The 21,261-nt window shown below is 72.8% G+C and carries 19 protein-coding genes; 6 read left to right on the forward strand and 13 right to left on the reverse strand.

What is annotated here, in order from left to right:
- Positions 1 to 485 precede the first annotated feature (485 nt).
- The gene (locus ACH9EU_RS11790; RefSeq protein ID WP_396414119.1) at positions 486 to 869 is read left to right on the forward strand and encodes a hypothetical protein; all 384 of its coding nucleotides are present in this window, start codon (positions 486 to 488) and stop codon (positions 867 to 869) included.
- Positions 870 to 1,027: 158 nt separating this feature from the next.
- Here ACH9EU_RS11790 and ACH9EU_RS11795 read toward each other — a convergent pair whose 3' ends face one another.
- Both ACH9EU_RS11795 and glnA read right to left on the reverse strand, forming a co-directional pair.
- Positions 1,028 to 4,084 (reverse strand): bifunctional [glutamine synthetase] adenylyltransferase/[glutamine synthetase]-adenylyl-L-tyrosine phosphorylase, encoded by a 3,057-nt coding sequence (locus tag ACH9EU_RS11795; protein WP_396414120.1) that lies wholly within the window; start codon positions 4,082 to 4,084, stop codon positions 1,028 to 1,030.
- A gap of 92 nt (positions 4,085 to 4,176) precedes the next feature.
- Entirely contained in the window at positions 4,177 to 5,517 is a 1,341-nt protein-coding gene (gene glnA / locus ACH9EU_RS11800; RefSeq protein WP_396414121.1) for a type I glutamate--ammonia ligase, read from the reverse strand.
- A 147-nt stretch (positions 5,518 to 5,664) separates the two neighbouring features.
- Between glnA and panB the strand changes: the two genes are divergently transcribed.
- Complete coding sequence (panB, locus tag ACH9EU_RS11805) at positions 5,665 to 6,501, forward strand: 3-methyl-2-oxobutanoate hydroxymethyltransferase (RefSeq protein ID WP_396414122.1); 837 nt, start codon at positions 5,665 to 5,667, stop codon at positions 6,499 to 6,501.
- Between the two features lie 10 nt (positions 6,502 to 6,511).
- On the opposite strand, the gene ACH9EU_RS11810 is transcribed toward panB, so the two are convergent.
- Complete coding sequence (locus ACH9EU_RS11810) at positions 6,512 to 6,688, reverse strand: SPOR domain-containing protein (RefSeq protein WP_396414123.1); 177 nt, start codon at positions 6,686 to 6,688, stop codon at positions 6,512 to 6,514.
- A 132-nt stretch (positions 6,689 to 6,820) separates the two neighbouring features.
- Here ACH9EU_RS11810 and map point away from each other — a divergent pair, with 132 nt between their 5' ends.
- The 4 genes from map to ACH9EU_RS11830 all read left to right on the forward strand — a co-directional run bounded on the left by map (position 6,821) and on the right by ACH9EU_RS11830 (position 10,376).
- Positions 6,821 to 7,717, forward strand: a complete 897-nt coding sequence (map, locus tag ACH9EU_RS11815) for a type I methionyl aminopeptidase (protein WP_396414124.1) — start codon at positions 6,821 to 6,823, stop codon at positions 7,715 to 7,717.
- A gap of 46 nt (positions 7,718 to 7,763) precedes the next feature.
- On the forward strand, positions 7,764 to 8,576 hold the full coding sequence (gene ppgK / locus ACH9EU_RS11820; protein WP_396414125.1) for a polyphosphate--glucose phosphotransferase: 813 nt from the start codon (positions 7,764 to 7,766) through the stop codon (positions 8,574 to 8,576).
- 61 nt (positions 8,577 to 8,637) lie between these two features.
- Positions 8,638 to 9,648: a glycosyltransferase gene (locus ACH9EU_RS11825; protein WP_396414126.1), complete on the forward strand. Its 1,011-nt coding sequence runs from the start codon at positions 8,638 to 8,640 to the stop codon at positions 9,646 to 9,648.
- Complete coding sequence (locus tag ACH9EU_RS11830; RefSeq protein ID WP_396414127.1) at positions 9,645 to 10,376, forward strand: polysaccharide deacetylase family protein; 732 nt, start codon at positions 9,645 to 9,647, stop codon at positions 10,374 to 10,376. Before ACH9EU_RS11825 ends, ACH9EU_RS11830 begins: the two co-directional genes overlap by 4 nt.
- Positions 10,377 to 10,549: 173 nt before the next feature.
- Here ACH9EU_RS11830 and nrdR read toward each other — a convergent pair whose 3' ends face one another.
- The 10 genes from nrdR to ACH9EU_RS11880 all read right to left on the reverse strand — a co-directional run.
- Complete coding sequence (gene nrdR, locus ACH9EU_RS11835; RefSeq protein ID WP_396414128.1) at positions 10,550 to 11,122, reverse strand: transcriptional regulator NrdR; 573 nt, start codon at positions 11,120 to 11,122, stop codon at positions 10,550 to 10,552.
- A 7-nt stretch (positions 11,123 to 11,129) separates the two neighbouring features.
- Entirely contained in the window at positions 11,130 to 12,485 is a 1,356-nt protein-coding gene (hisD, locus tag ACH9EU_RS11840) for a histidinol dehydrogenase (RefSeq protein WP_396414129.1), read from the reverse strand.
- A gap of 58 nt (positions 12,486 to 12,543) precedes the next feature.
- Positions 12,544 to 16,032: a DNA polymerase III subunit alpha gene (gene dnaE, locus ACH9EU_RS11845; RefSeq protein WP_396414137.1), complete on the reverse strand. Its 3,489-nt coding sequence runs from the start codon at positions 16,030 to 16,032 to the stop codon at positions 12,544 to 12,546.
- A 130-nt stretch (positions 16,033 to 16,162) separates the two neighbouring features.
- Positions 16,163 to 17,110 (reverse strand): RluA family pseudouridine synthase, encoded by a 948-nt coding sequence (locus tag ACH9EU_RS11850; RefSeq protein WP_396414130.1) that lies wholly within the window; start codon positions 17,108 to 17,110, stop codon positions 16,163 to 16,165.
- Positions 17,103 to 17,744 (reverse strand): signal peptidase II, encoded by a 642-nt coding sequence (gene lspA, locus ACH9EU_RS11855; RefSeq protein WP_396414131.1) that lies wholly within the window; start codon positions 17,742 to 17,744, stop codon positions 17,103 to 17,105. The genes ACH9EU_RS11850 and lspA overlap by 8 nt, the downstream gene beginning before the upstream one ends.
- A gap of 164 nt (positions 17,745 to 17,908) precedes the next feature.
- On the reverse strand, positions 17,909 to 18,646 hold the full coding sequence (locus ACH9EU_RS11860) for a DivIVA domain-containing protein (protein ID WP_396414132.1): 738 nt from the start codon (positions 18,644 to 18,646) through the stop codon (positions 17,909 to 17,911).
- A gap of 109 nt (positions 18,647 to 18,755) precedes the next feature.
- On the reverse strand, positions 18,756 to 19,046 hold the full coding sequence (locus tag ACH9EU_RS11865) for a YggT family protein (protein WP_396414133.1): 291 nt from the start codon (positions 19,044 to 19,046) through the stop codon (positions 18,756 to 18,758).
- Between the two features lie 9 nt (positions 19,047 to 19,055).
- On the reverse strand, positions 19,056 to 19,580 hold the full coding sequence (locus tag ACH9EU_RS11870; RefSeq protein WP_396414134.1) for a cell division protein SepF: 525 nt from the start codon (positions 19,578 to 19,580) through the stop codon (positions 19,056 to 19,058).
- 125 nt (positions 19,581 to 19,705) lie between these two features.
- Positions 19,706 to 20,464 (reverse strand): YggS family pyridoxal phosphate-dependent enzyme, encoded by a 759-nt coding sequence (locus ACH9EU_RS11875; protein WP_396414135.1) that lies wholly within the window; start codon positions 20,462 to 20,464, stop codon positions 19,706 to 19,708.
- Positions 20,461 to 21,261, reverse strand: an 801-nt coding sequence (locus tag ACH9EU_RS11880; RefSeq protein WP_396414136.1) for a laccase domain-containing protein, incomplete at its 5' end; no start/stop codon positions are given. The genes ACH9EU_RS11880 and ACH9EU_RS11875, both read right to left, overlap by 4 nt.

Here is a 21,261-nt window from a genome sequence, read left to right on the forward strand (position 1 = left end):
CCGCCACGGCTCTGCCCCTCACGGACGGTCGTCATGGCCGCCGCACCACGGCCCGACGGAAGTTCTGTCGCGTCGCTGTTCCCAGGACCGTTCGCGGATGAGGCAGCAAGCAGTCGTTGACGGACCATCGGCACAGGGTGGCGGGCATTCACGGAACAGCATCGGATGAGCGCAGAGTCTCTTGTCTGACCTGCGGCTACGTCAAGAAGCGGAGCGGATGCGACACAGTCTCCCCCGGCGCAACAATACCGAAAAGTATGCATAACGGTTCCGGTTCAGAAGGATGCTTCGCTTGCTCACTGCGGGCACAGGAGCGCACGCTTCATCTCGCCGGGGTTCCCCCGGATTCCATGGAGTTCCACTTCACGTTCGGGAGAAATGCCATGAAACGCGCCCTCATACCCTGTGCTCTCGTCGCCGCGCTCGCCGCGGGGTCCACTCACGCCTTCGCTGCGCCGCCGGAGGACATCAGCGGTGGTTTCCCGGTGGAGTGTCAGAATCCGGACTTCACCCTCTGGATCGAGTACTCCGGCAAGTACAAGGAGATCTCCCTGCCGGACGGCGACGTCATCGTCACCTTCCCGAAGACCAAGGCCACGGTCACGAACATGACGGACGAGTCGAAGTCCGAGCAGTACGTCATCACGGGGACGTCCAGGATCGAGTTCCTGCCGGGTGGCGCCACGGAATGGGTTCTCCGAGGAAGCAACCTCGTGATCGTGCCCGAGACGTTCGGACCCGGCGCGCACGAGGCGGGACTCTTCTTCACCCGGGGCAACATCAACTTCGCCCTCGACGCCGCGGGGAATGAGGAGCGGTTGTTCTCCGGTTCGGGGAACGTGATCGACGTCTGCGAGGCGCTGGCCTGATCCAGACATCGACCGAGCGCCCCTGCCGCGCAGGGGCGCTCGGTCATGCCCCGCCGCCCCCGAAGTAGCATCGATCCGCCCCGGGTTCGAGTTGGTCGGGAACAGGGTGCTGGTCCGAGGCTCCTCGGCGCGACGCAGCTCGGACGGTCCGGCCGGCCTCACTGGCCGTAGAAGAGCCGCTCGAACACCGCGCGGGCCTTGCGCGTGGTCCGCAGGTAGTCCTCCTCCAACGTGCCCGCGCCCCCGTGAGGGTAGCCGCACCAGCGGGCGACCGCCTCGAGATCGGCGCGTTTGCCGGGCAGGGCGTCCGAGCTGCGGCCAGTGCGCAGGACGTTGCCGTTGCGCACGGCCGTGGCGAGTCGCCACGCGGCCGCCAGCGCCGCGGCGTCCTCGGCGGCCACGAGACCGGCCTCCTCCGCCGCCCGCAGCGCGGCCAGTGTGCCCGTGGTCCGCATGCCCTCGACCCGGTGGGCGTGCTGAAGCTGCAGCGTCTGGACCAGCCACTCGACGTCCGAGAGCCCGCCCCGGCCGAGTTTCAGGTGCCGGGACGGATCGGCGCCGCGAGGCATCCGCTCGTTCTCCACGCGGGCCTTCATCCGGCGGATCTCCAGCAGCTGCTGCTCGGAGAACTCCTGGGGGTAGCGCCGCGGGTCGACCACGCGCAGGAACGCCTCCGCGACCTCGTCGCTGCCGGCGATGGGCAGCGCCCGGGTGAGCGCCTGGAACTCCCAGGTCTGGGCCCACCGCGCGTAGTACTCGGCGTAGGACTCGACGGAGCGCACCATGGGCCCCTGCTTGCCCTCCGGACGCAGATCGTTGTCGATCTCCAGGACGCGCTCCGCGACGATGGGCGGGGTGCAGGGAGCCTTGAGCAGCTGCACCATCCGCTGCAGCAGCACCGAGGCCTGCTCGCGCGCCGCGGCCGGATCCGCGTCCCCGACCGGGGCGTAGACGTACATGACGTCAGCGTCCGAGCCGTAGCCGATCTCCCGGCCGCCCTGCCGGCCCATGGCGACGACGAGGACGTCGGCGAGCCGTCCGGAACGGTGGTAGACCTCCCGCTCGGCCACGTGCAGGGCGCCCAGGATGCAGGCCCGGTCGATGTCCGACAGCGCCGCCACGACCTGGTCGACCTCGAGCAGTCCGGAGGTGTCCGCGAGCGCCACGCGCAGCTCCTCCCGGCGGCGGATCAGCCGGATCATCCGCACGGCCTCCCCCGGATCGGGGTGGCGGGCCATCTGGGACCGGATCTCCGTCCAGAGCGTCTCGAACGGGACGGGGCACAGGTCGTCGTCGTTGCCGAGCCACGCGGTGGCCTCCGGCGAGTTCTCCAGCAGGTCGGTGACGTAGCGGGAGCTCGAGAGGATCTGGCACAGCCGTTCGGCGGCGGCGTTGGAGTCCCGCAGCATGCGCAGGAACCAGGGCGTGGTGCCCAGGGACTCGGAGAGCCGGCGGAAGCCGAGCAGCCCGGCGTCGGCGTCGACGCCGTCCGCCAGCCACGACAGCAGCACCGGCAGGAGCGTGCGCAGGATCTCGGCGCGCCGGCTCACACCGCGGGTGAGGGACTCGATGTGCCGCACGGCCGCCTTGGGGTCCCTGTAGCCGAGGGCGGCCAGACGGTCCCGCACGGACTCGGCGGAGAGCTGGGTTCCCGTCTCGGGCAGGTGGGCCAGGGCGGCGAGCAGCGGGCGGTAGAAGATCCGTTCGTGCATGCCCCGCACGCTGCGCTTGACCTTCCGCCACTCGTCCAGCAGCCCGTCGGCCGAGGGCCGGGCCGTGTCGGCCGCGCCGCGCAGGGACCGGGCGATGACGGTGAGCTCCCGCTCGGCACGCGGCATGAGGTGGGTCCGGCGCAGCCTGAACAGTTGGATCCGGTGCTCCAGCAGGCGCAGCCACCGGTAGTGGGCGTTGAACTGCTCCGCGTCCTTCCGGCCGATGTAGCCGCACTCCGAGAGCGCGGTGAGGGAGTCCGTGGTGGCCTGGGTCCGGACCCGTTCGTCCGCGCGGCCGTGCACGAGCTGCAGCAGCTGCACGGTGAACTCGACGTCCCGCAGCCCACCGGGACCCAGTTTGATCTGTCGCTCGGCGTCCGCGGGACGGATGTTGTCCGTGACCCGGCGCCGCATGGCCTGCACGGACTCCACGAAACCCTCGCGGGCGGAGCTCCGCCACACGAACGGCCGGATGGCGTCCTGGTAGGCCGCGCCGAGCGCCGGGTCCCCCGCGATCGGCCGGGCCTTGAGCAGGGCCTGGAACTCCCAGGACTCGGCCCAGCGCTCGTAGTAGCGCACGTGGGAGTCGAGGGTGCGCACCAACGGACCGTCCTTGCCCTCTGGCCTGAGGTTCGCGTCAACCTCCCACAGCGGGGGCTCGGACGCCCGCGCCATGATCGCCCGCGCCGTGCCCGCGGCCAGGGCCGTCGCGATGTTCGTGGCCTCCGCCGCGCCGGGCCCGTTCCCGTCGTCGCCGTCCACGCCCATGACGTGCACGACGTCGACGTCGGAGATGTAGTTCAGCTCCCGGGCCCCGCACTTCCCCATGCCGACGACGGCGAGCCGCACCCGGTCGACGAGCTCCGGCGCCCAGGTCGTCGCGGCCTCGGCCCGGGAGACTGCCAGGGCCGCCTCGAGCGCGGCGGCGGCCAGGTCGGCCAGCTGCCGTCCCACGGCGGGCATGTGGTCGGAGGGGTAGAGGGCGCCGACGTCGCGGATCGCGATGCGGGTCAGCTCCCGCCGGTAGGCGACGCGCAGGGCTGCGTGGGCGTCCTCCCCCGTGCTTCCCGCCACGGGGGTGCGCGCGGCGGGGTCGGCGCCGACCGCGGTGAGGAGCGCGGTGCGGAACTCCGCCGCCGGGATCTCCTCGGGCTCGGCCGCGGGCGGTTCGGCGAGCAGGTCGAGGTGCTCGGGACGGCGGACGAGGAACTCGCCGAGCGCCTCCGAGGCGCCCAGCAACCGGAACATGGTCTCCGACTCCTCCGGTCCGGCGTTGATCCGCTCGGCCAGCTCCGGCGCGACCTCCAGGAGCCGCACCGTCAGCTGCAGCGCGGCGTCGGGCGAGGCGGAGACGGAGAGGCCCTCGAGCAGCCGGTGGACGTCCACGTCCTCGAGCTCGCCGAATCCGAGCCAGCGCTGGGCGTTGGCCGTGTCCTCGAACCCGACCTTGATGAGCCGGCCGGAGGCGAGGGGATCGGGTGCGGACTGAGGAGGATGGGTCATGGAGCGGTCCGTCCGGTGGGATCGTGCACGGTCGTCGGGTCGGGGACCCCAGGGCCGCCGGGTCGGCGGGACCCGGGGACTGCCGACCGGGCTCAGAGGATGCCGAGGTTGTTCTTGAGCTCGAAGTGGGTGACCACGCGGCGGTAGTCGTTCCAGTCGCGGCGCTTGTTGCGCAGGAAGTAGTCGTAGACCTGCTCGCCGAGCAGCTCGGCCATGAACTCCGAGTCCTCGGTCTCCCGGATCGCGTCGTAGAGGCTCGAGGGCAGGGGGCTGTGGCCGAGGGCCCTGCGCTCGGCGGAGCTCATGGCGGTGACGTCGTCCAGCTCGACGGGGGGCAGCTCGTACTCGTGCTCGATGCCCTTGAGACCAGCCGCGATCAGCGCCGCGTAGGACAGGTAGGGGTTCGTGGCGGAGTCGATGCCGCGGTACTCGACGCGCGCGGCCTGCACCTTGTCCGGCTTGGACAGGGGCACGCGCACGAGCGCCGAGCGGTTGTTGTGCCCCCAGGAGAGGTAGGAGGGGACCTCTCCCCCGCCCCACAGCCGCTTGTACGAGTTGACGAACTGGTTGGTCACCGCGGTGAACTCGGGGGCGTGCCGCAGGATGCCGGCGATGAAGTGGCGGGCCGTGCGGGAGAGCCGGAACTCGGCGCCGGCCTCGAAGAACGCGTTGGTGTCCCCCTCGAACAGGGAGAAGTGCGTGTGCATCCCGGAGCCGGGGTGGTCCGTGAAGGGCTTCGGCATGAACGTGGCATAGAGGCCCTGGGACAGGGCGACCTCCTTGATGACCGTGCGGAACGTCATGATGTTGTCCGCGGTCTGGAGGGCGTCCGCGTAGCGCAGGTCGATCTCGTTCTGCCCCGGCCCGGCCTCGTGGTGGGAGAACTCGACGGAGATCCCGACGGACTCCAGCATGTTGACGGCCTTGCGGCGGAAGTCCTGCACGACGCCGCCGGGCACGTGGTCGAAGTAGCCCTCCTGGTCCACGGGGGTCGGGCTGCCCTCGGCGTCCAGCTCGGGGGACGTGAGCAGGTAGAACTCGATCTCCGGAGCCGTGTAGCACGTGAAGCCCATGTCCGAGGCCTTCCCGAGCACGCGCTTGAGCACACCGCGGGGGTCCGAGGAGGACGGCTCGCCGTCGGGGGTGAGGATGTTGCAGAACATCCGCGCGGTCGGCTCCGTCTCCCCGCGCCACGGCAGGATCTGGAAGGTCGAGGGGTCCGGCTGCAGGAGCATGTCCGACTCCGAGACGCGGGAGAGGCCCTCGATGGAGGACCCGTCGAAGCCGAGGCCCTCCTCGAAGGCGGCCTCGACCTCCGCGGGGGCGAGCGCCACCGACTTGAGGCTGCCCACCACGTCCGTGAACCACATGCGCACGAAGCGGACGTCCCGCTCCTCGATGGTCCTGAGGACGAACTCCTGCTGACGGTCCATGGTTGTCTTCCTCGTCTTCCTGGCCCGCGGCCGCGGCCGCCCGCGCGTGCCGTGCCCGTGCGGCACGAATTGCTGTCCAGGCCACTCTAACGCGCTGTCCGGGGCCGCCCGCGGGGCCTCCTGGCGCGGGGCCGATAGGCTGGGGCCATGACCCAGCAGACTCCCAGCCCTGAGCCGGGCGCGCTCGACGTGCGGCGGGTGCGCACGCACCACCTGCTCGAGGCCAAGCGCCGTGGCGAGAAGTTCACGATGCTCACGAGCTACGACGCCCTGACCGCGTCGATCTTCGACGCGGCCGGCGTCGACACGCTGCTCGTGGGCGACTCCGCGGGCAACAACGTCCTGGGCTACTCATCGACCCTGCCCGTGACCGTGGACGAGCTGCTGCCGATGTGCCGGGCCGTCTCCGGGGCGGTGGAGCGTGCCCTCGTCGTCGTCGACCTCCCCTTCGGCTCCTACGAGGCCTCACCCGAGCAGGCGGTGGCCACGGCCGTGCGCTTCCTCAAGGAGGGCGGCGCGCACGCGGTGAAGGTGGAGGGCGGAGCCTGGTTCGCCCCGCACGTGGAGGCGATGGTCCGGGCCGGGGTGCCCGTGGTCGCGCACCTGGGCTTCACGCCGCAGAGCGAGCACGCCCTCGGCGGCTACCGGGTCCAGGGCCGCGGCGACGCCGCCCGGGTCCTCGTGGAGGACGCCCGCGCCCTCGAGGCGGCCGGGGCGTTCTGCGTGCTCATGGAGATGGTCCCCGCCGAGGCCGCCGAGGCCGTGGACGCGGCGCTCGGCGTCCCCACCGTGGGCATCGGCGCCGGGGCCGGCACGACGGGCCAGGTCCTCGTGTGGCAGGACATGCTGGGGCTGCGGCGGGGTCGCATGGCCCGCTTCGTCCGCCAGTACGCGGACCTCCACGGCGTGGTCTCCGAGGCCGTGGGCCACTACGTCGACGACGTCCGCTCCGGCGCCTTCCCCGGCCCCGAGCACAGCTTCTGAGCGGGCCCGCTCAGCCCTCGCGGTACGCCTCGTCCTCCTCGTCCCACTTGCGGGTGCGCTCCGCGGCGAGCTTGAGGGCGTTGCGCGCCTCCTCGCGCGTGGCGTACGGGCCGAGCAGCTTCCGGTAGTCCGACTGCGCCCCCTCCTCGACCTCGTGGGTGTAGGTGTTGAACCAGTACTCGCTCATGGCCTCTCCTCTCCGTGGCCGCCGGGACCCGTCGGCCCGGCCCCGTCCGGGCCGGGCGCGTTAGGGTAGATCCTAGGCCCGGACCGGCTCCGACGGCACCGGCCCACCCGACTCCAGGAGGTCCAGACCCCCGTGCCGACGCACAATCTCGCTCCCGCCCCCGGCAGCACCGCGCCCGTGGGGACGCTCGTCCCCGGCACCGTGACGCCCGGCCGTCCGGTCCCGGCGTCCATCCCCCGCCCCGAGTACGTGGGACGGGCCGACCCCGACGAGGGCCACGGCGGGAACGTGTACCGGCCCGAGGAGATCGAGCTCATCCGGGAGGCCGGACGGATCGCGGCGCGCGCCCTCCAGGAGGCCGGGCGGGCCGCGGTGCCGGGCACCACGACCGACGAGCTGGACCGGATCGCCCACGAGTACCTGTGCGACCACGGGGCCTATCCGTCCTGCCTGGGCTACCGGGGCTTCCCCAAGTCGATCTGCACGTCCGTCAACGAGGTCATCTGCCACGGCATCCCGGACTCCACCGTGCTGGAGGAGGGCGACATCGTCAACCTCGACGTCACGGCCTACAAGAACGGCTTCCACGGCGACACGAACCGCATGTTCCTGGTCGGCGAGGTCGACGAGCAGTCCCGTCTGCTCGTGGAGCGCACCGAGGAGACCCTCCGGCGGGCCGTCAACGCGGTCCGCCCGGGCCGGGAGATCAACGTGATCGGGCGGGTCATCGAGAAGTACGCCGGACGCTTCGGCTACGGGGTCGTGCGCGACTTCACCGGGCACGGCGTGGGCCGGGAGTTCCACTCCGGCCTCATCGTCCCCCACTACGACGCCGCGCCGTCCTACGCGACCGTCATGGTGCCGGGCATGGTGTTCACGATCGAGCCCATGCTGACCCTGGGCACCGTCCAGTGGGAGCAGTGGGACGACGACTGGACCGTGACCACCCGGGACCGGAGGCGCACCGCCCAGTTCGAGCACACCATGGCCGTCACCGACGACGGCGTGGACGTGCTCACCCTGCCGTAGACTGCCCACTGATCAGCCGCGCCCGGCCGCACGAGAGGACCGTCCCATGACCACTCCAGACCGCGACGTCGCGAACGTCCCCAGCCGGCACGTCATCGGCATCGACTTCGGCGGGACCGGCACGAAGGGCGGGATCGTGGACCTCGACAGCGGCGAGCTCGTGGGCGAGCGCTTCCGGATCCCCACCCCGAAGCCGGCCACGCCCGAGGCGGTCGCGGACGTCGTCGAGCAGATCGTCGCGGAGCTGCAGTCCCGCCCCGAGGCCCCCGAGCCGGACTCGCCGATCGGCATCGTCTTCCCCGCCATCATCAAGGAGGGCGTGGCCCTGTCCGCGGCCAACATCGACAAGTCCTGGATCGGCACGGACGTGGACGCGCTCATGACCGAGCGGCTCGGCCGTCCCGTGGAGGCCCTCAACGACGCCGACGCGGCCGGCCTGGCCGAGGCGATCTACGGTGCGGGACGGGGCGTGAAGGGACTCGTGGCCGTGATCACCCTCGGCACCGGCATCGGCTCGGCGCTGATCCTCAACGGCCAGCTGGTGCCCAACGCCGAGCTCGGCCACCTGGAGATCGACGGCCACGACGCCGAGACCCGCGCCTCGGCCGCCGCGCGCGAGCGCGAGGACCTCCCCTGGAAGAAGTGGGCGACCAAGCGCCTGCAGCGCTACTTCAGCCACGTGGAGTTCCTCTTCTCCCCCAACCTCTTCATCGTCGGCGGCGGCGTCTCCAAGAACGCGGACAAGTTCCTCCCGTACCTGGACCTCCGCACCCCCGTCGAGGTCGCCCAGCTGCGCAACAACGCCGGCATCGTGGGCGCCGCGCTGTGGGCCGGGATCCCGCACGGTCCCGAGAGCTGACCCGTCCCGCACCGGCCCCGCGCCGCCCGTGCCACCGCCCCCCACCCCTCCGGAGACGCACGTGAACAGCACCGTGGGAGACGGCCGCCTGCCGGCCGTGGTCATCGGAGTCCCCACCTACCGCCGGCCCGAGGTCCTCGGCGTGCTGGTGGAGCACCTGCGCGAGCAGACCGACGACCTCCTGGGACGCACGGGCCGGCCCGCGCTCGCCCGCTCGGTGCGGATCGTCGTGGCCGACAACGACCCGGCGCGCTCCGCGGAGGCGACCGTGGCCGGACTGGCACGCACCCCGGACGGGCCGGAGCTGCGCTACGCCGGTGAACCCGTCCCGGGCATCGCGGCCGTGCGCAACCGGCTGCTCGACGAGGGCGCCGGCGCCGACCTGCTGCTGAGCCTGGACGACGACGAACGCCCCGGCCCGGGCTGGGCCCGGCACCTGGTGGAGACCTGGCGCGCCACGGGCGCCGCCTTCGTCGCGGGCCGCGTGGTCCCCGAGTACACCGGGGACGTCGACCCGTGGCTGCTCGCCGGTGGGTTCTTCGTCCGGCGGCAGCTCCCCACGGGCACCGCGGTGCCGTTCGCCGCCGGCGGCAACATGCTCGTCGACCTCGCCCAGGTGCGTGCCGCAGGCGTGCGCTACCGCGACGACTTCGGCCTCTCCGGCGGGGAGGACACGGTGTTCACCAAGGAGCTGCACGCCTCCGGACGCCGGATCGTGTGGTGCAACGAGTCAGAGGCGGTGGACGTCGTCCCGGCGGAGCGGCAGACCCGCCGGTGGGTGCTGGTCCGGGCCCTCAGCCACGGCAACTCGGCCGTGCTCTCCGACACCGTCCTCGCCCCGCCGGGCCGCCGCCGCGCCGTGCGCGCGACCGCGGCCGCGGGCGGCCTCGCTCGGCTCGGCTACGGAGCCGTGCGGGCCGCCGCCGGCACGGCGCTGGGCCGCCCGGCGCACCAGGCCCGTGGCCTGCGCACCGCGTGCCGCGGCGCCGGCATGGTGCTGGGCGCCGCCGGGTGGACCTACCAGGAGTACGGGCGCGGGAAGCGGTTCGAGCGCTTCCGGCCCGCGGCATGATCGCCGGGCCGCGCGCGGCGGGGGTCGTGCAGGGGCTGGCCCGGCCGGCCGCCGCCGTCCTCGGCACGCCCGTTCGCGTGCGAACGGACGCGCCACGGATCGCCCTCACCTTCGACGACGGGCCCGTCCGCCCCACGACCCCGCAGGTCCTCGACGTGCTGGAGCGGTTCGGGGCGCGGGCGACGTTCTTCGTGCTGCTGACCCGGGTCCACGCCGACCCGGGACTGCTGCGGGAGGTGCGGGACCGCGGCCACGAGATCGGCCTGCACGGCCCCGACCACCGGTCCCTCCGGCGGTTCTCCGCGGGCCGGGTGCGCGACCGGACCCGGCGTGCCCGGGGGGAGCTCGAGGACGTGACCGGCGGCCCGGTTCGCTGGTTCCGCCCGCCCTACGGCGAGCAGTCCCCCGCGCGTTGGGCCGCGGTCCGCAGCACGGGACTGGAGCCCGTCCTGTGGTCGGCCACCACCTGGGACTGGAAGCACGTGGGCCAGCAGGAGCGGGTCGCCAAGGCCCTGGACGGGTGCTCCGCCGGAGCGGTCCTCCTGGCCCACGACAACTTCGCGGACCACGTCGACGGCGTCGACGACGGGCCGCGCCCCGACGTCGACACGGTGGACCTGCTCACGCGGGTGCTCGCGGGACTCTCCGAACGCGGGCTGACGGCGGACAGCGTGTCCGGGCTGCTCGCGACGGGACGCTTCGAGCGCCGCGTCAGTTTCGCGGGCTGACCGCACGACCCCGGTGACGAGTCCGGTGCACGGGCTCCGGACACGAAAAAACCCGCCGGGGGCCGCGGCTTCCCCTCCGCAGCCCCCGGCGGGAGCTTGTTACGGTCCCCACTCTACGACCCGACCCAGCCCGCGGCAAGGCACCGACACGCCGGGACACGTCACGGTCCCGGTCAGAGCAGTCGCGGCTGGGACACGCCCTCCCCGCCCTTGCCGCGCCCGCGCCGACCGGCACGCTTCTTCGCCGCCGGCCCCGCCGGCTCACCGACCCCGGAGATCGTCTGCTGGCCGGACTGCTCCGCCTGCTGGCGACGCAGCAGGTCGATCGCCTCCTCGAAGTCCGCGAGGCCGTCGAAGGCCTGGTAGACGCTGGCGAAGCGGAGGTAGGCCACCACGTCGAGCCGGCGCAGGGGCGCGAGGATCGCGAGCCCGACCTCGTGCGCCTCGATCTCCGCGGCCCCCAGGGCACGGATCGTCTCCTCGACCTCCTGGGCGAGCATCGCCAGGTCGTCCTCGCTCACCGGCCGGCCCTGGCAGGCCTTGCGGACGCCGTTGACGATCTTCTGCCGGTCGAAGGGCTCGGTCACCCCCGAGCGCTTGATCACGGCGATCGTGGTCGTCTCCAGGGTCGTGAACCGCCGCCCGCACTCCGAGCACTGGCGGCGGCGGCGGATCGCCGTCCCGTCGTCCGTGGCTCGGCTGTCCACGACGCGGGAGTCGGTGTGGCGGCAGAACGGGCAGTGCACGGACGAGTCAGCTCCCGGTGCGGATCGTGATGGCGCGGCCGTGGGCGGGCAGATCCTCCGAGCGGGCCACGGCCACGACGTCGTCGCCGATGGCGGCGAGGGCCTCGCGGGTGTACTCGACGATCTGGACGGCCTTCATGAACGCGGTCGTGGACAGGCCCTGGGCGTGCACCGCGGTCCCACCGGTGGGCAGCACGTGGTTGGACCCCGCCGCGTAGTCGCCGAGGGGGACGGGGCTGTACGGGCCGAGGAAGACCGCCCCGGCGTTGCGCACCCGTGCGGCGACGGCCTGCGGGTCCGCCGTGTGGATCTCGAGGTGCTCTGCGGCGTAGGCGTCGGCCACGGCGATCGAGGCGTCGAGGTCGTCGGTGAGCACCACCCCGGACTGGGGGCCGGAGAGGGCGGTCGTGATCCGCTCGCGGTGCCGGGCCTCGGGCACCTGACGCTTCAGCTCCGCCGCGACCCGCTCCGCCATCGACGGCGAGGACGTGATCAGCACGGCCCCCGCGGCGGGGTCGTGCTCCGCCTGGGAGATGAGGTCCGCCGCGACGAAGGCCGGCACCGCGGTGTCGTCGGCGAGGACGGCGATCTCGGTGGTCCCGGCCTCCGCGTCCACGCCCACCACCGAGCGCAGCAGCCGCTTGGCCGTGGCCACGTACACGTTGCCGGGACCGGTGACCGTGTCCACGGGCTCGAGCACGTCCGCGCCGTCGGTCACCCCGTAGGCCATCGCGGCGAGGGACTGGGCCCCGCCGATCGCCCAGACCTCCTCGACGCCGAGCAGTCCCGCCGCGGCGAGGATCGTGGGGTGCGGCAGGCCGCCGAACTCCTTCTGCGGGGGGCTGCACAGCACCACCGAGCCCACCCCCGCGGCCTGCGCGGGAACGACGTTCATGACCACGGACGAGGGGTAGACCGCCAGTCCGCCGGGGACGTACAGCCCCGCCCGCCGCAGGGGCGTCCACCGGTGCACCAGGACCGCGCCGGGAGCGACCTCGACCCGGGCGTCGGCCGGCCGCTGGGCCGCGGCGAAGAGCCGGGTGCGCTCGATCGCCGTCTCCAGGCCCCTGCGCACGGCGGGGTCCAGCTCCTCGACGGCACGGCGGATCTCGGCGGGATCGACCCGCAGGGCCTGCTGCTCCACGCCGTCGAAGCGGCGGGCGTAGCGCCGCAGCGCGTCGGCGCCCTCGGAGCGCACCGCGGCGATGATCTCCTCCACCGCCTGCTGGGCGGTGGCCAGCGAGGTGGGGCTCTGCCGGGGGACGACGTCCCGCAGCTCGGACCAGGACAGGTGCCGGCCGCGCAGGTCGATCGTCCGCAGGGCAGGGGTCGTGGTCGTCTCAGCAGTAGTCACGGTCTCCATGGTATTCCACGGCGCCGCGGTCGGTCGCGGCCGCTCTTGCGCTCCGCGCGGAAGTGGGCTAGACCTCCAGGCAGGTCGGGCCGAGGAGCACCTTGAGGTCCCCGAAGAGCGCCGGTGAGGGGTTGACGCGCAGGTCGGGGCCCAGCCGCAGGACCTGCACCTTCTGCCGCGTCTCCAGGTGGATCCGCACCTCCGAGTCGCCGCGGTGGTTGCGCAGCACCGCGCCGATCTCCTTGACCGTCTCCTCCGTGGCCCGGAACTCGGGCAGGGCGATCAGCACGGGCCCGTTGTGCCCGTCCGCGGAGAGCTCGGGCACGGTGAGCTCCTGCGCGGAGATCGTCACCGAGCCGTCGTCCCGGCGCTGCAGCCGGCCCTTGATCACGCACACGAGGTCCTCGGCCAGCACGCCGGCGATCGGCGCGTAGGCCTTGCCGAAGAACATCACCTCGATCGACCCGGTCCGGTCCTCCAGCTCGACGCGGGCGTACGCATTGCCGGAGGTCTTCGCGATCCGCCGGGACAGGGACGTGATCATCCCCGCCACCGTGACCACCGCCCCGTCCGGCCGGCCGTCCTCGCCCAGCAGCGGCTGGACCGAGGTGTCGGCGTACTGGCCCAGGACGTCGTCGAGCCCGCGCAGGGGGTGGTCGGAGACGTAGAGGCCCAGCATCTCGCGCTCGAAGGCCAGCAGGTCCTTGCGCTCCCACTCCGGCACGTCGGGCACCGCCACGGTCAGCGACGTCGTCGGGTCCTCCTCGTCCGCCCCCATCCCGCCGAAGAGGTCGAACTGCCCGGCGGCCTCCTGGCGTTTGACGGCCACGGTCGCGTCCACCGCCTCCTCGTGGCACAGCACGAGCCCCCGCCGGGTGTGGCCGAGCCGGTCGAAGGCCCCGGCCTTGACGAGCGACTCGATGGTGCGCTTGTTGCACACCACCGCGGGGACCTTGGCGAGGAAGTCGTTGAAGGACGTGAAGGAGCCCTTCTCGTCCCGGGCCTCGACCATGGCGCTGACCACGTTGGCGCCGACGTTGCGCACCGCCCCCATGCCGAAGCGGATGTCCGTGCCCACGGGCGTGAAGTTCAGCGCCGAGTCGTTGACGTCGGGGGGCAGCACGGTGATGCCCATCCGCCGGCACTCGGTGAGGTAGAGGGCGAGCTTGTCCTTGTCGTCGCCCACCGAGGTGAGCAGCGCGGCCATGTACTCCGCCGGGTAGTGGGCCTTGAGGTAGGCGGTCCAGTAGGAGACCAGCCCGTAGGCGGCGGTGTGCGCCTTGTTGAACGCGTAGTCGGAGAAGGACTCCAGCACCCTCCACAGGGTGTCCGCGGCCTCCCGGGAGTACCCCTTCTTCTGCATGCCCTCGAAGAACACCGACTGCTGCTTGTCCAGCTCGGACTTCTTCTTCTTGCCCATGGCCCGGCGCAGGAGGTCGGCCTGGCCGAGGGAGTAGTCCGCGACCTTCTGGGCCACGGCCATGACCTGCTCCTGGTAGACGATCAGCCCGTAGGTGGTGTCGAGGATCTCCGCGAGCGGCTCCTCGAGCTCGGGGTGGATGGGCGTGATCTCCTGCTGCCCGTTCTTGCGCAGCGCGTAGTTGGTGTGGGAGTTCACGCCCATGGGCCCGGGCCGGTACAGCGCGAGCACCGCGGAGATGTCCTCGAAGTTGTCGGGACGCATGAGCTTGAGCAGCTGGCGCATGGGCCCGCCGTCCAGCTGGAAGACGCCCAGGGTGTCCCCGCGGGCCAGCAGCTCGTATGACTCGACGTCGTCGAGGGCCAGTGTCTCCAGGTCCAGCTCGAAGCCGTCCTGGTTGAGCTGGATGTTCTCCAGCGCGTCCGAGATGATCGTCAGGTTCCGCAGGCCCAGGAAGTCCATCTTGATCAGCCCGAGCCCCTCGCACGTGGGGTAGTCGAACTGGGTGATGACCTGGCCGTCCTGCTCCCGGCGCATGATCGGGATGATGTCGATCAGCGGGTGCGAGGACATGATCACACCCGCGGCGTGAACCCCCCACTGCCGCTTGAGCCCCTCGAGGCCCTCGGCGGTCTCGAAGATCTTCTTTGCCTCGGGGTCCTGGGCCAGGATCTCGCGCAGCTCCTCGGCCTCGCCGTGGCGCTTGGCGGACCCGTCGTAGACGTCCTTGAGGGAGATGCCCTTGCCCATGACGTCCGGCGGCATGGCCTTGGTGAGCTTCTCCCCCATCGAGAAGGGGTAGCCCAGCACCCGGGACGAGTCCTTGAGTGCCTGCTTGGCCTTGATCGTGCCGTAGGTCACGATCATGGCCACACGCTCGTCGCCGTACTTCTCCGTGACGTAGTGGATCACCTCGGCCCGGCGGCGGTCGTCGAAGTCGACGTCGAAGTCGGGCATCGAGACGCGCTCGGGATTGAGGAACCGCTCGAAGATCAGGCCGTGGTCGAGCGGGTTCAGCTCCGTGATCCGCATCGCGTACGCGACCATGGACCCCGCGCCCGACCCACGGCCCGGCCCCACGCGGATGCCGTTGTTCTTGGCCCAGTTGATGAAGTCCGCGACCACCAGGAAGTAGCCGGGGAAGCCCATCTGCACGATGATGCCGATCTCGTAGTCGGCCTGCCGCTGGCACTCCTCCGGGATCCCGCCCGGGAAGCGGTGGTGCATGCCCTGCTGCACCTCCTTGACGAACCAGGACTCCTCGTCCTCGCCCTCGGGCACCGGGAAGCGGGGCATGTAGTTGGCGGAGGTGTCGAACTCCACGTGGCACCGCTCGGCGATCTCGAGGGTGTTGTCGCAGGCCTCGGGGAAGTCCCGGAAGAGCTCGCGCATCTCCGCGGGCGACTTCAGGTAGAACTCGTCCGCGTCGAACTTGAAGCGCTTGGGGTCGGCCAGGGTCGAGCCCGACTGGACGCACAGCAGCGCGGCGTGGGACTTCGCGTCCTCGGCGTGCGTGTAGTGCAGGTCGTTGGTCGCCACGAGGGGCAGGTGCAGGTCCTTGGCGAGCTTGAGCAGGTCGCCCGTCACGTTCTTCTCGATCGCCAGCCCGTGGTCCATGAGCTCGCAGTAGTAGTTCTCGGCGCCGAAGATGTCGCGGAACTCCGCGGCGGCCTCGCGGGCCTCCCGGTACTGGCCCAGCCGCAACCGGGTCTGGACCTCGCCCGAGGGGCACCCGGTGGTGGCGATGAGTCCCTTGCCGTACCGGTTCAGCAGCTCGCGGTCCATGCGGGGCTTGTACAGCTGCCCTTCGAGGGAGGCCAGGGACGAGGCCCGGAAGAGGTTCTGCATGCCCTCGGTGGTCTCGGCCAGCAGGGTCATGTGCGTGTAGGCACCGCCGCCGGAGACGTCGTCGCGCCCGCCGTCGGCGAACTTCACGCGGGAGCGGTCGTTGCGGGCCGTGCCGGGGGTCAGGTACGCCTCCACGCCGATGATCGGCTTGATCCCGGCGGCCCGGGCCTTGTTCCAGAAGTCGAAGGCCCCGAACACGTAGCCGTGGTCGGTCGTCGCGAGGGAGGACATGCCCATCTCGTGGCAGGCCTCGAAGAGGTCGTCGAGGCGGGCCGCGCCGTCGAGCATGGAGTACTCGGTGTGCACGTGCAGGTGGGTGAAGCTCTTCTTGCCGGATGCCGTCGTCACCCGGCCAGTGTAGTCGCCCGCACCGACGGCCCGGCCCGCCGCCGCGGGGCCGTGCGGCCCGGGGCCGCGGTCAGGCGGGGCCCCCGTCGCGCAGGGTCTCGAGGGCGTAGGCCAGGTCCTGCGGGTACGGGCTCTCGAACACGACCGGATCGCCCGTGCCCGGGTGCTCGAAGCCGAGCCGCTGGGCGTGCAGCCACTGCCGGGTCAGGCCCAGTCCGGCGGACAGCGCCGGATCGGCGCCGTAGGTGAGGTCCCCGCAGCACGGGTGGCGCAGCGCCGCGAAGTGCACGCGGATCTGGTGCGTCCGGCCGGTCTCGAGGAGCACCTCCACGAGGGACGCCCGGCCGAACGCCTCGAGCACCTCGTAGTGGGTCACCGAGCGGCGCCCGTCCTCGACCACGGCGAAACGCCACTCGTAGCCGGGATGCCGTCCGATCGGGGCGTCGATCGTCCCGCGCAGGGGGTCCGGCAGGCCCTGCACGACCGTGTGGTAGACCTTCGTGACCGTCCGTTCCTTGAAGGCGCGCTTGAGCGCCGTGTAGGCGCGCTCGGTGCGGGCCACGACCATCAGCCCGGAGGTGCCGACGTCCAGGCGGTGCACGACGCCCTGCCGTTCCGGGGCGCCGGAGGTGCTCACGGCGACCCCGGCACCGGCCAGGGCGCCGACCACGGTGGGGCCCTTCCAGCCGGGCGACGGGTGCGCCGCGACGCCCGCGGGCTTGTCGACGACCACGATGTCGTCGTCGAGGTGGACGACGCGGAACTCTGCCACGAGCTGGGGCACGACGACCGAGGGGTCCTCGGGGACGGGGACCTCGACGGTGAGCGTCTGGGAGGCCTCGACGCGCACGGACTTGCCGATCGGACGGCCGCGGTGCAGCACCCGTCCCTCCGCGCACAGCGCGGCGGCGGCGGTCCGGGACAGGCCGGCGAGCTCCGCCACGGCGGCGTCCGCGCGCCTGCCCTCGAGCTCGGCGGGCACCGTGAAGCGCTCGGTGACGTGCAGCGGCTCAGCCACGGGCACCCTCTTCCGGGGCCCCGGCGCCGTCCCCGGGGGCCTCGCGACGGTCCTCCCCGGCGGCCTCCTCGGTCCCGTCCCCGACAGCGGCGGCGCCCTCCGCACCGGGTCGCGAACGGGTGCCGTCCAGCTCCCGGCCGAGCAGGGTCAGGGCGACGACGATCCCGACGCCCACGACCACTCCGCAGTCGGCCACGTTGAAGATCGCGAAACGGGGCACGGCGATGAAGTCGACCACGTGGCCGACGCCGAAGCCCGGCTCGCGCAGGAGACGGTCGGTGAGGTTGCCCAGGGCGCCCCCGAGGACCAGTCCGAGCCCGAGGGCCCACGGGAGCGAGCGGACGCGGCGCAGGGTCAGGACGATCAGGACGGAGACGACCGCCATGACCACGGAGAAGACCCACGTGATGTCCTCGCCCAGGGAGAACGCGGCACCGGGGTTGCGGATGAACTGCCACCACAGGAGACCGTCGACGACCGGGACGCGCCGTCCGGGCTCCATGGTCGACACGACCCACCACTTGGTGAGCTGGTCGAGGACGTAGACCAGGACCGCGGCCGCCGCGGCGAGCAGGAGGACCCGTCGCCGGGCCCCGGCGGCCGGGATCGCGCTCACGTCGGGCTGGTCGCTCATGGTCTCCTCGGGGTCACGGATCAGGTCGGGGTCACGGATCGGGACGGGGCCGTGCGGCCCCGCTCCATGGTGCCACGGCCGCGGGGCGTGCGGCGGGCCGGACGACGACGGAGGGACCGGCACGTGGCCGGTCCCTCCGTGGCAGGCTCGGCCCGGGCGGGGCCTCAGGCGCGCTCGGCCGCCTCGACCGGCTCGGCGGACTTCTCGTCGACCCGGTCCACGCCCTCGGCGGGCGCCACGGAGGGCGTGGTGTCCAGCTCGCGCAGCTGCTCCTGGATGAAGCCCTTGAGGTTGGCGCGGTAGTCGGTCTCGAAGGCCCGCAGCCGGGACACCCTGGTCTCCAGCTGGGTCTCCTCCTCGTGCAGGGTCGCGAGGGTCTCCTCCCGCGTGCGCCGGGCCTCGCTGATGAGCTCCTCGGCCTGGGAGCGGGCCTCCGAGATCAGCCGCTCGCGCTCGGCGGAGCCCTCGGCGACGTACTCGTCGTGAAGCTTCTGCGCCATCGCCAGCACGCCGGCGGCGGACTGCGCGGCGCCGGTCGTCCCCGCCGGGACGGCCTCGGGGGCCGCCTCGGCGGAGACCTCGGGCTCCGGCTCGGCCGTCGCCTCGGGCACGGCCTCGGCCGAGACCTCGGGCACGGGCTCGGCGGCGGGCTCCGCGGCCGGGGCCTGCTCCTCGGCGGGCAGCACGGCCTCGGAGACCGGCGAGGGCGTGGAGTCCCTGGGGGCGACGGGCTGCCCCGCGGCCTCGAGCTGCTGCTTGAGGTCCGCGTTCTCCTGGTTGAGGCGGCGCAGCTCCACGACGATCTCGTCGAGGAAGTCGTCCACCTCGTCCTGGTCGTAGCCCTCCCGGAACTTCGTGGGCTGGAACCGCTTGTTGATGACGTCTTCGGGCGTGAGGGCCATGAGTGCATTCCTCCTAGGGGGGCGGACGCGTGCCGCGCGGGGGGGGTCCGGCCTGCCGTCGCACGGCGGGTCCATCGGTTACAGGGTACAGGTGAGCGGAGCCGCCGCGTCAGACGATCAGGGAGCCGACGATGCCCTGGACGATGCTGACGGCGAAGATCAGGATCAGGAAGCCGAGGTCCAGGGCCACGCCGCCGAAGCGCAGCGGCGGCACGACGCGCCGGAGCACCCGCATGGGCGGATCGGTGATGCTGTACACCGCAGAGGCCCCCACCAGGGCGGCCCCGCGGGGACGCCAGTTGCGGGCGAACATCTGCACCCAGTCCAGGACGAGGCGCGCCAGCAGCGCCACGTACACCAGGTGCAGCGCCAGGTACAGCACGGAGAGCATCAGGTTCATGGCTCCGCCTCAGGCCTCCTGCTCGGCGTCGGACGCGTCCGCGCCGTCCTGGCCGGCGGGGTGCCCGACGACCTCGACGTAGGAGGGGGTGAGCAGGAAGACCTTGGCGGTGACCCGCTCGATCGAGCCGTGCAGGGCGAAGACGAGGCCCGCGGAGAAGTCGACCAGTCGTTTGGCCTCGGCGTCGCCCATGTCGCTGACGTTCATGATGACGGGGGTGCCGTCCCGGAACGCCTCACCGATGGACTTCGCGTCGTTGTAGGAGCGTGGGTGGACCGTGGTGATCGTGCGCAAGATCGAGCTGTCCTCTCGGGAGCTGGAGGGGGCGCGCTTGATGGGGGTGACCGGCGCCCGGTAGTCGGCCGACCGGCGCGGTGCGCCGGCCGCGGGCTCGACGGCCCTGGACTCGCGCGGCTCCTCGCGGACCGCCACGGCGGACTGGTGCTCCTGGCGGGCAGGCGTCGGGTCGTCGTAGTCCTCGTCCGTCTCGGCGAGGCCGAGATAGATCATGGTGCGGCGCAACGCTCCGGCCATGGTGCTCTCCTTGACTGTCTGTGCGGATATCGGCGGTGGGGGGAGTTCCGGAATCCTCGGCCGGCGCGTCCGGTGTGCTGCGCGGAGCGCAGTGCGGCCGTGGCCCCGCGGGGCCTTCTCCCAAACTATCCTACGGCCGGGCGGGGGCCGAGAACGCCGGACCCGACGCGCACGTGCGTGGCCCCCCGGGCGACCGCCTCCTCGAGGTCGTGGCTCATGCCGGCCGAGACCGCGGTGGCCCCGGGCACGGCGCGCCGCAGCTGCTCCGAGACCTCGCGCAGCCGGTCGAACGCTGGCCCGGGCGGCGCGCCCAGCGGGGCGACGGCCATCACACCTCCGGCCCGGAGCCCTTCCGTGCCGGCGATCTGCTCGGCGATCCGCACCACGTCCTCGGGCGCGGCCCCGCCCCGGCGCTCCGCGGCGTCCAGCGACACCTGGACGAGGCAGGTGAGGTCGTCCTCGGCGCACGGGCCGGGCGCCACGTCCCCCGCCGCCACGGCCTCGCGGTGGCGGCCGACGGCCTTCCCGAGGGCCGTGACGAGGGACGGCCGGTCCACCGAGTGCACCCACGAGGCGTAGCGCACCACGGACCTGGCCTTGTTGGACTGGAGCTGCCCCACGAAGTGCCAGGTGAGTGGGCCGTCCACGAGGTCGCCCACCTCCCGGGCCTTGGCGGCGGCCTCCTGGTCCCGGTTCTCCCCGACGTCCCGCACGCCCAGCCGGTGCAGCCGGGCGACGTCGGCCGCGGGGAAGTACTTCGTCACGGCGATCAGCACGGGCTCGGGACGACCCGCCGCGGCGGCGGCGATCCGGGCGCGCACGTGCTCGAGCGCCCGGGAGAGCTCGTCGGCCCGGGGATCCCCGGCGGCCGGCCCGGCGCTCACGCGGCACGCTCCCGGCGCCCGGGGCCCGGGGCCCCGCCGCGCCACACGAGGCCGGCGATCCGCCCGGAACCGGGGTCCCGCCGGTGCGAGGACAGTGCGCTGTTCTCCCGGGTGCACGCCGGCCCGGGCCCGCCGGCCGGCTCGACGACCTCGACGCCGAGTGCCGAGAGCCGCTCCCGGGCCCCCGAGCGGAGGTCGAGGGCCGGGGTGCCCCACGACGTGGTGGCCGCGAGCGAGGGGACGCGCGCGGCGGCCTGCGTCCGCATCCGCGCGGGCACCTCGTAGCAGCTCCCGCAGATCGAGGGTCCGATCCAGGCCGTCGCCGCCCCGGCGCCCCGCCCGCGCAGCCGCTCCACGGCACGCTCCAGGACTCCGTCGAGCAGCCCGCGGCGCCCGGCGTGGGCGACGCCCGTGACGGGCCCGGAGGCACCGCGGCCGACGAGCACGACGGGCACGCAGTCGGCGACCATGACCGCGAGCGGGGACGCGCTCGCGCTCACGGCCGCGTCCGCCACGGGCACGGTCTCCCGGCCCTGCCGGTCCGCGTCGGCGACCTCGGTGCCGTGCACCTGCTCGAGGAACAGCAGCGACCCCCGGGGCACGCCCATGACGCGCTCGAGGCCGGCCCGGCGCGCCCGGACCGCCGCGGCGTCGTCGCCCGTGTGCAGCGCGAGGTTGCCCGCACGGCGGTCCGTGAACGCCACGCGGACGCCCTCCCCGACCTCGGCCTCCCACCAGAACACCTGGGTTCTCCTCCTGCCGCGCACGGTCGGCCGTCGTGCCGCCGGGAACGGCGG

It is taken from the genome of Kocuria rhizosphaerae (assembly GCF_044462265.1).
GTDB classification, from domain to species: Bacteria; Actinomycetota; Actinomycetes; order Actinomycetales; family Micrococcaceae; genus Kocuria; species Kocuria rhizosphaerae.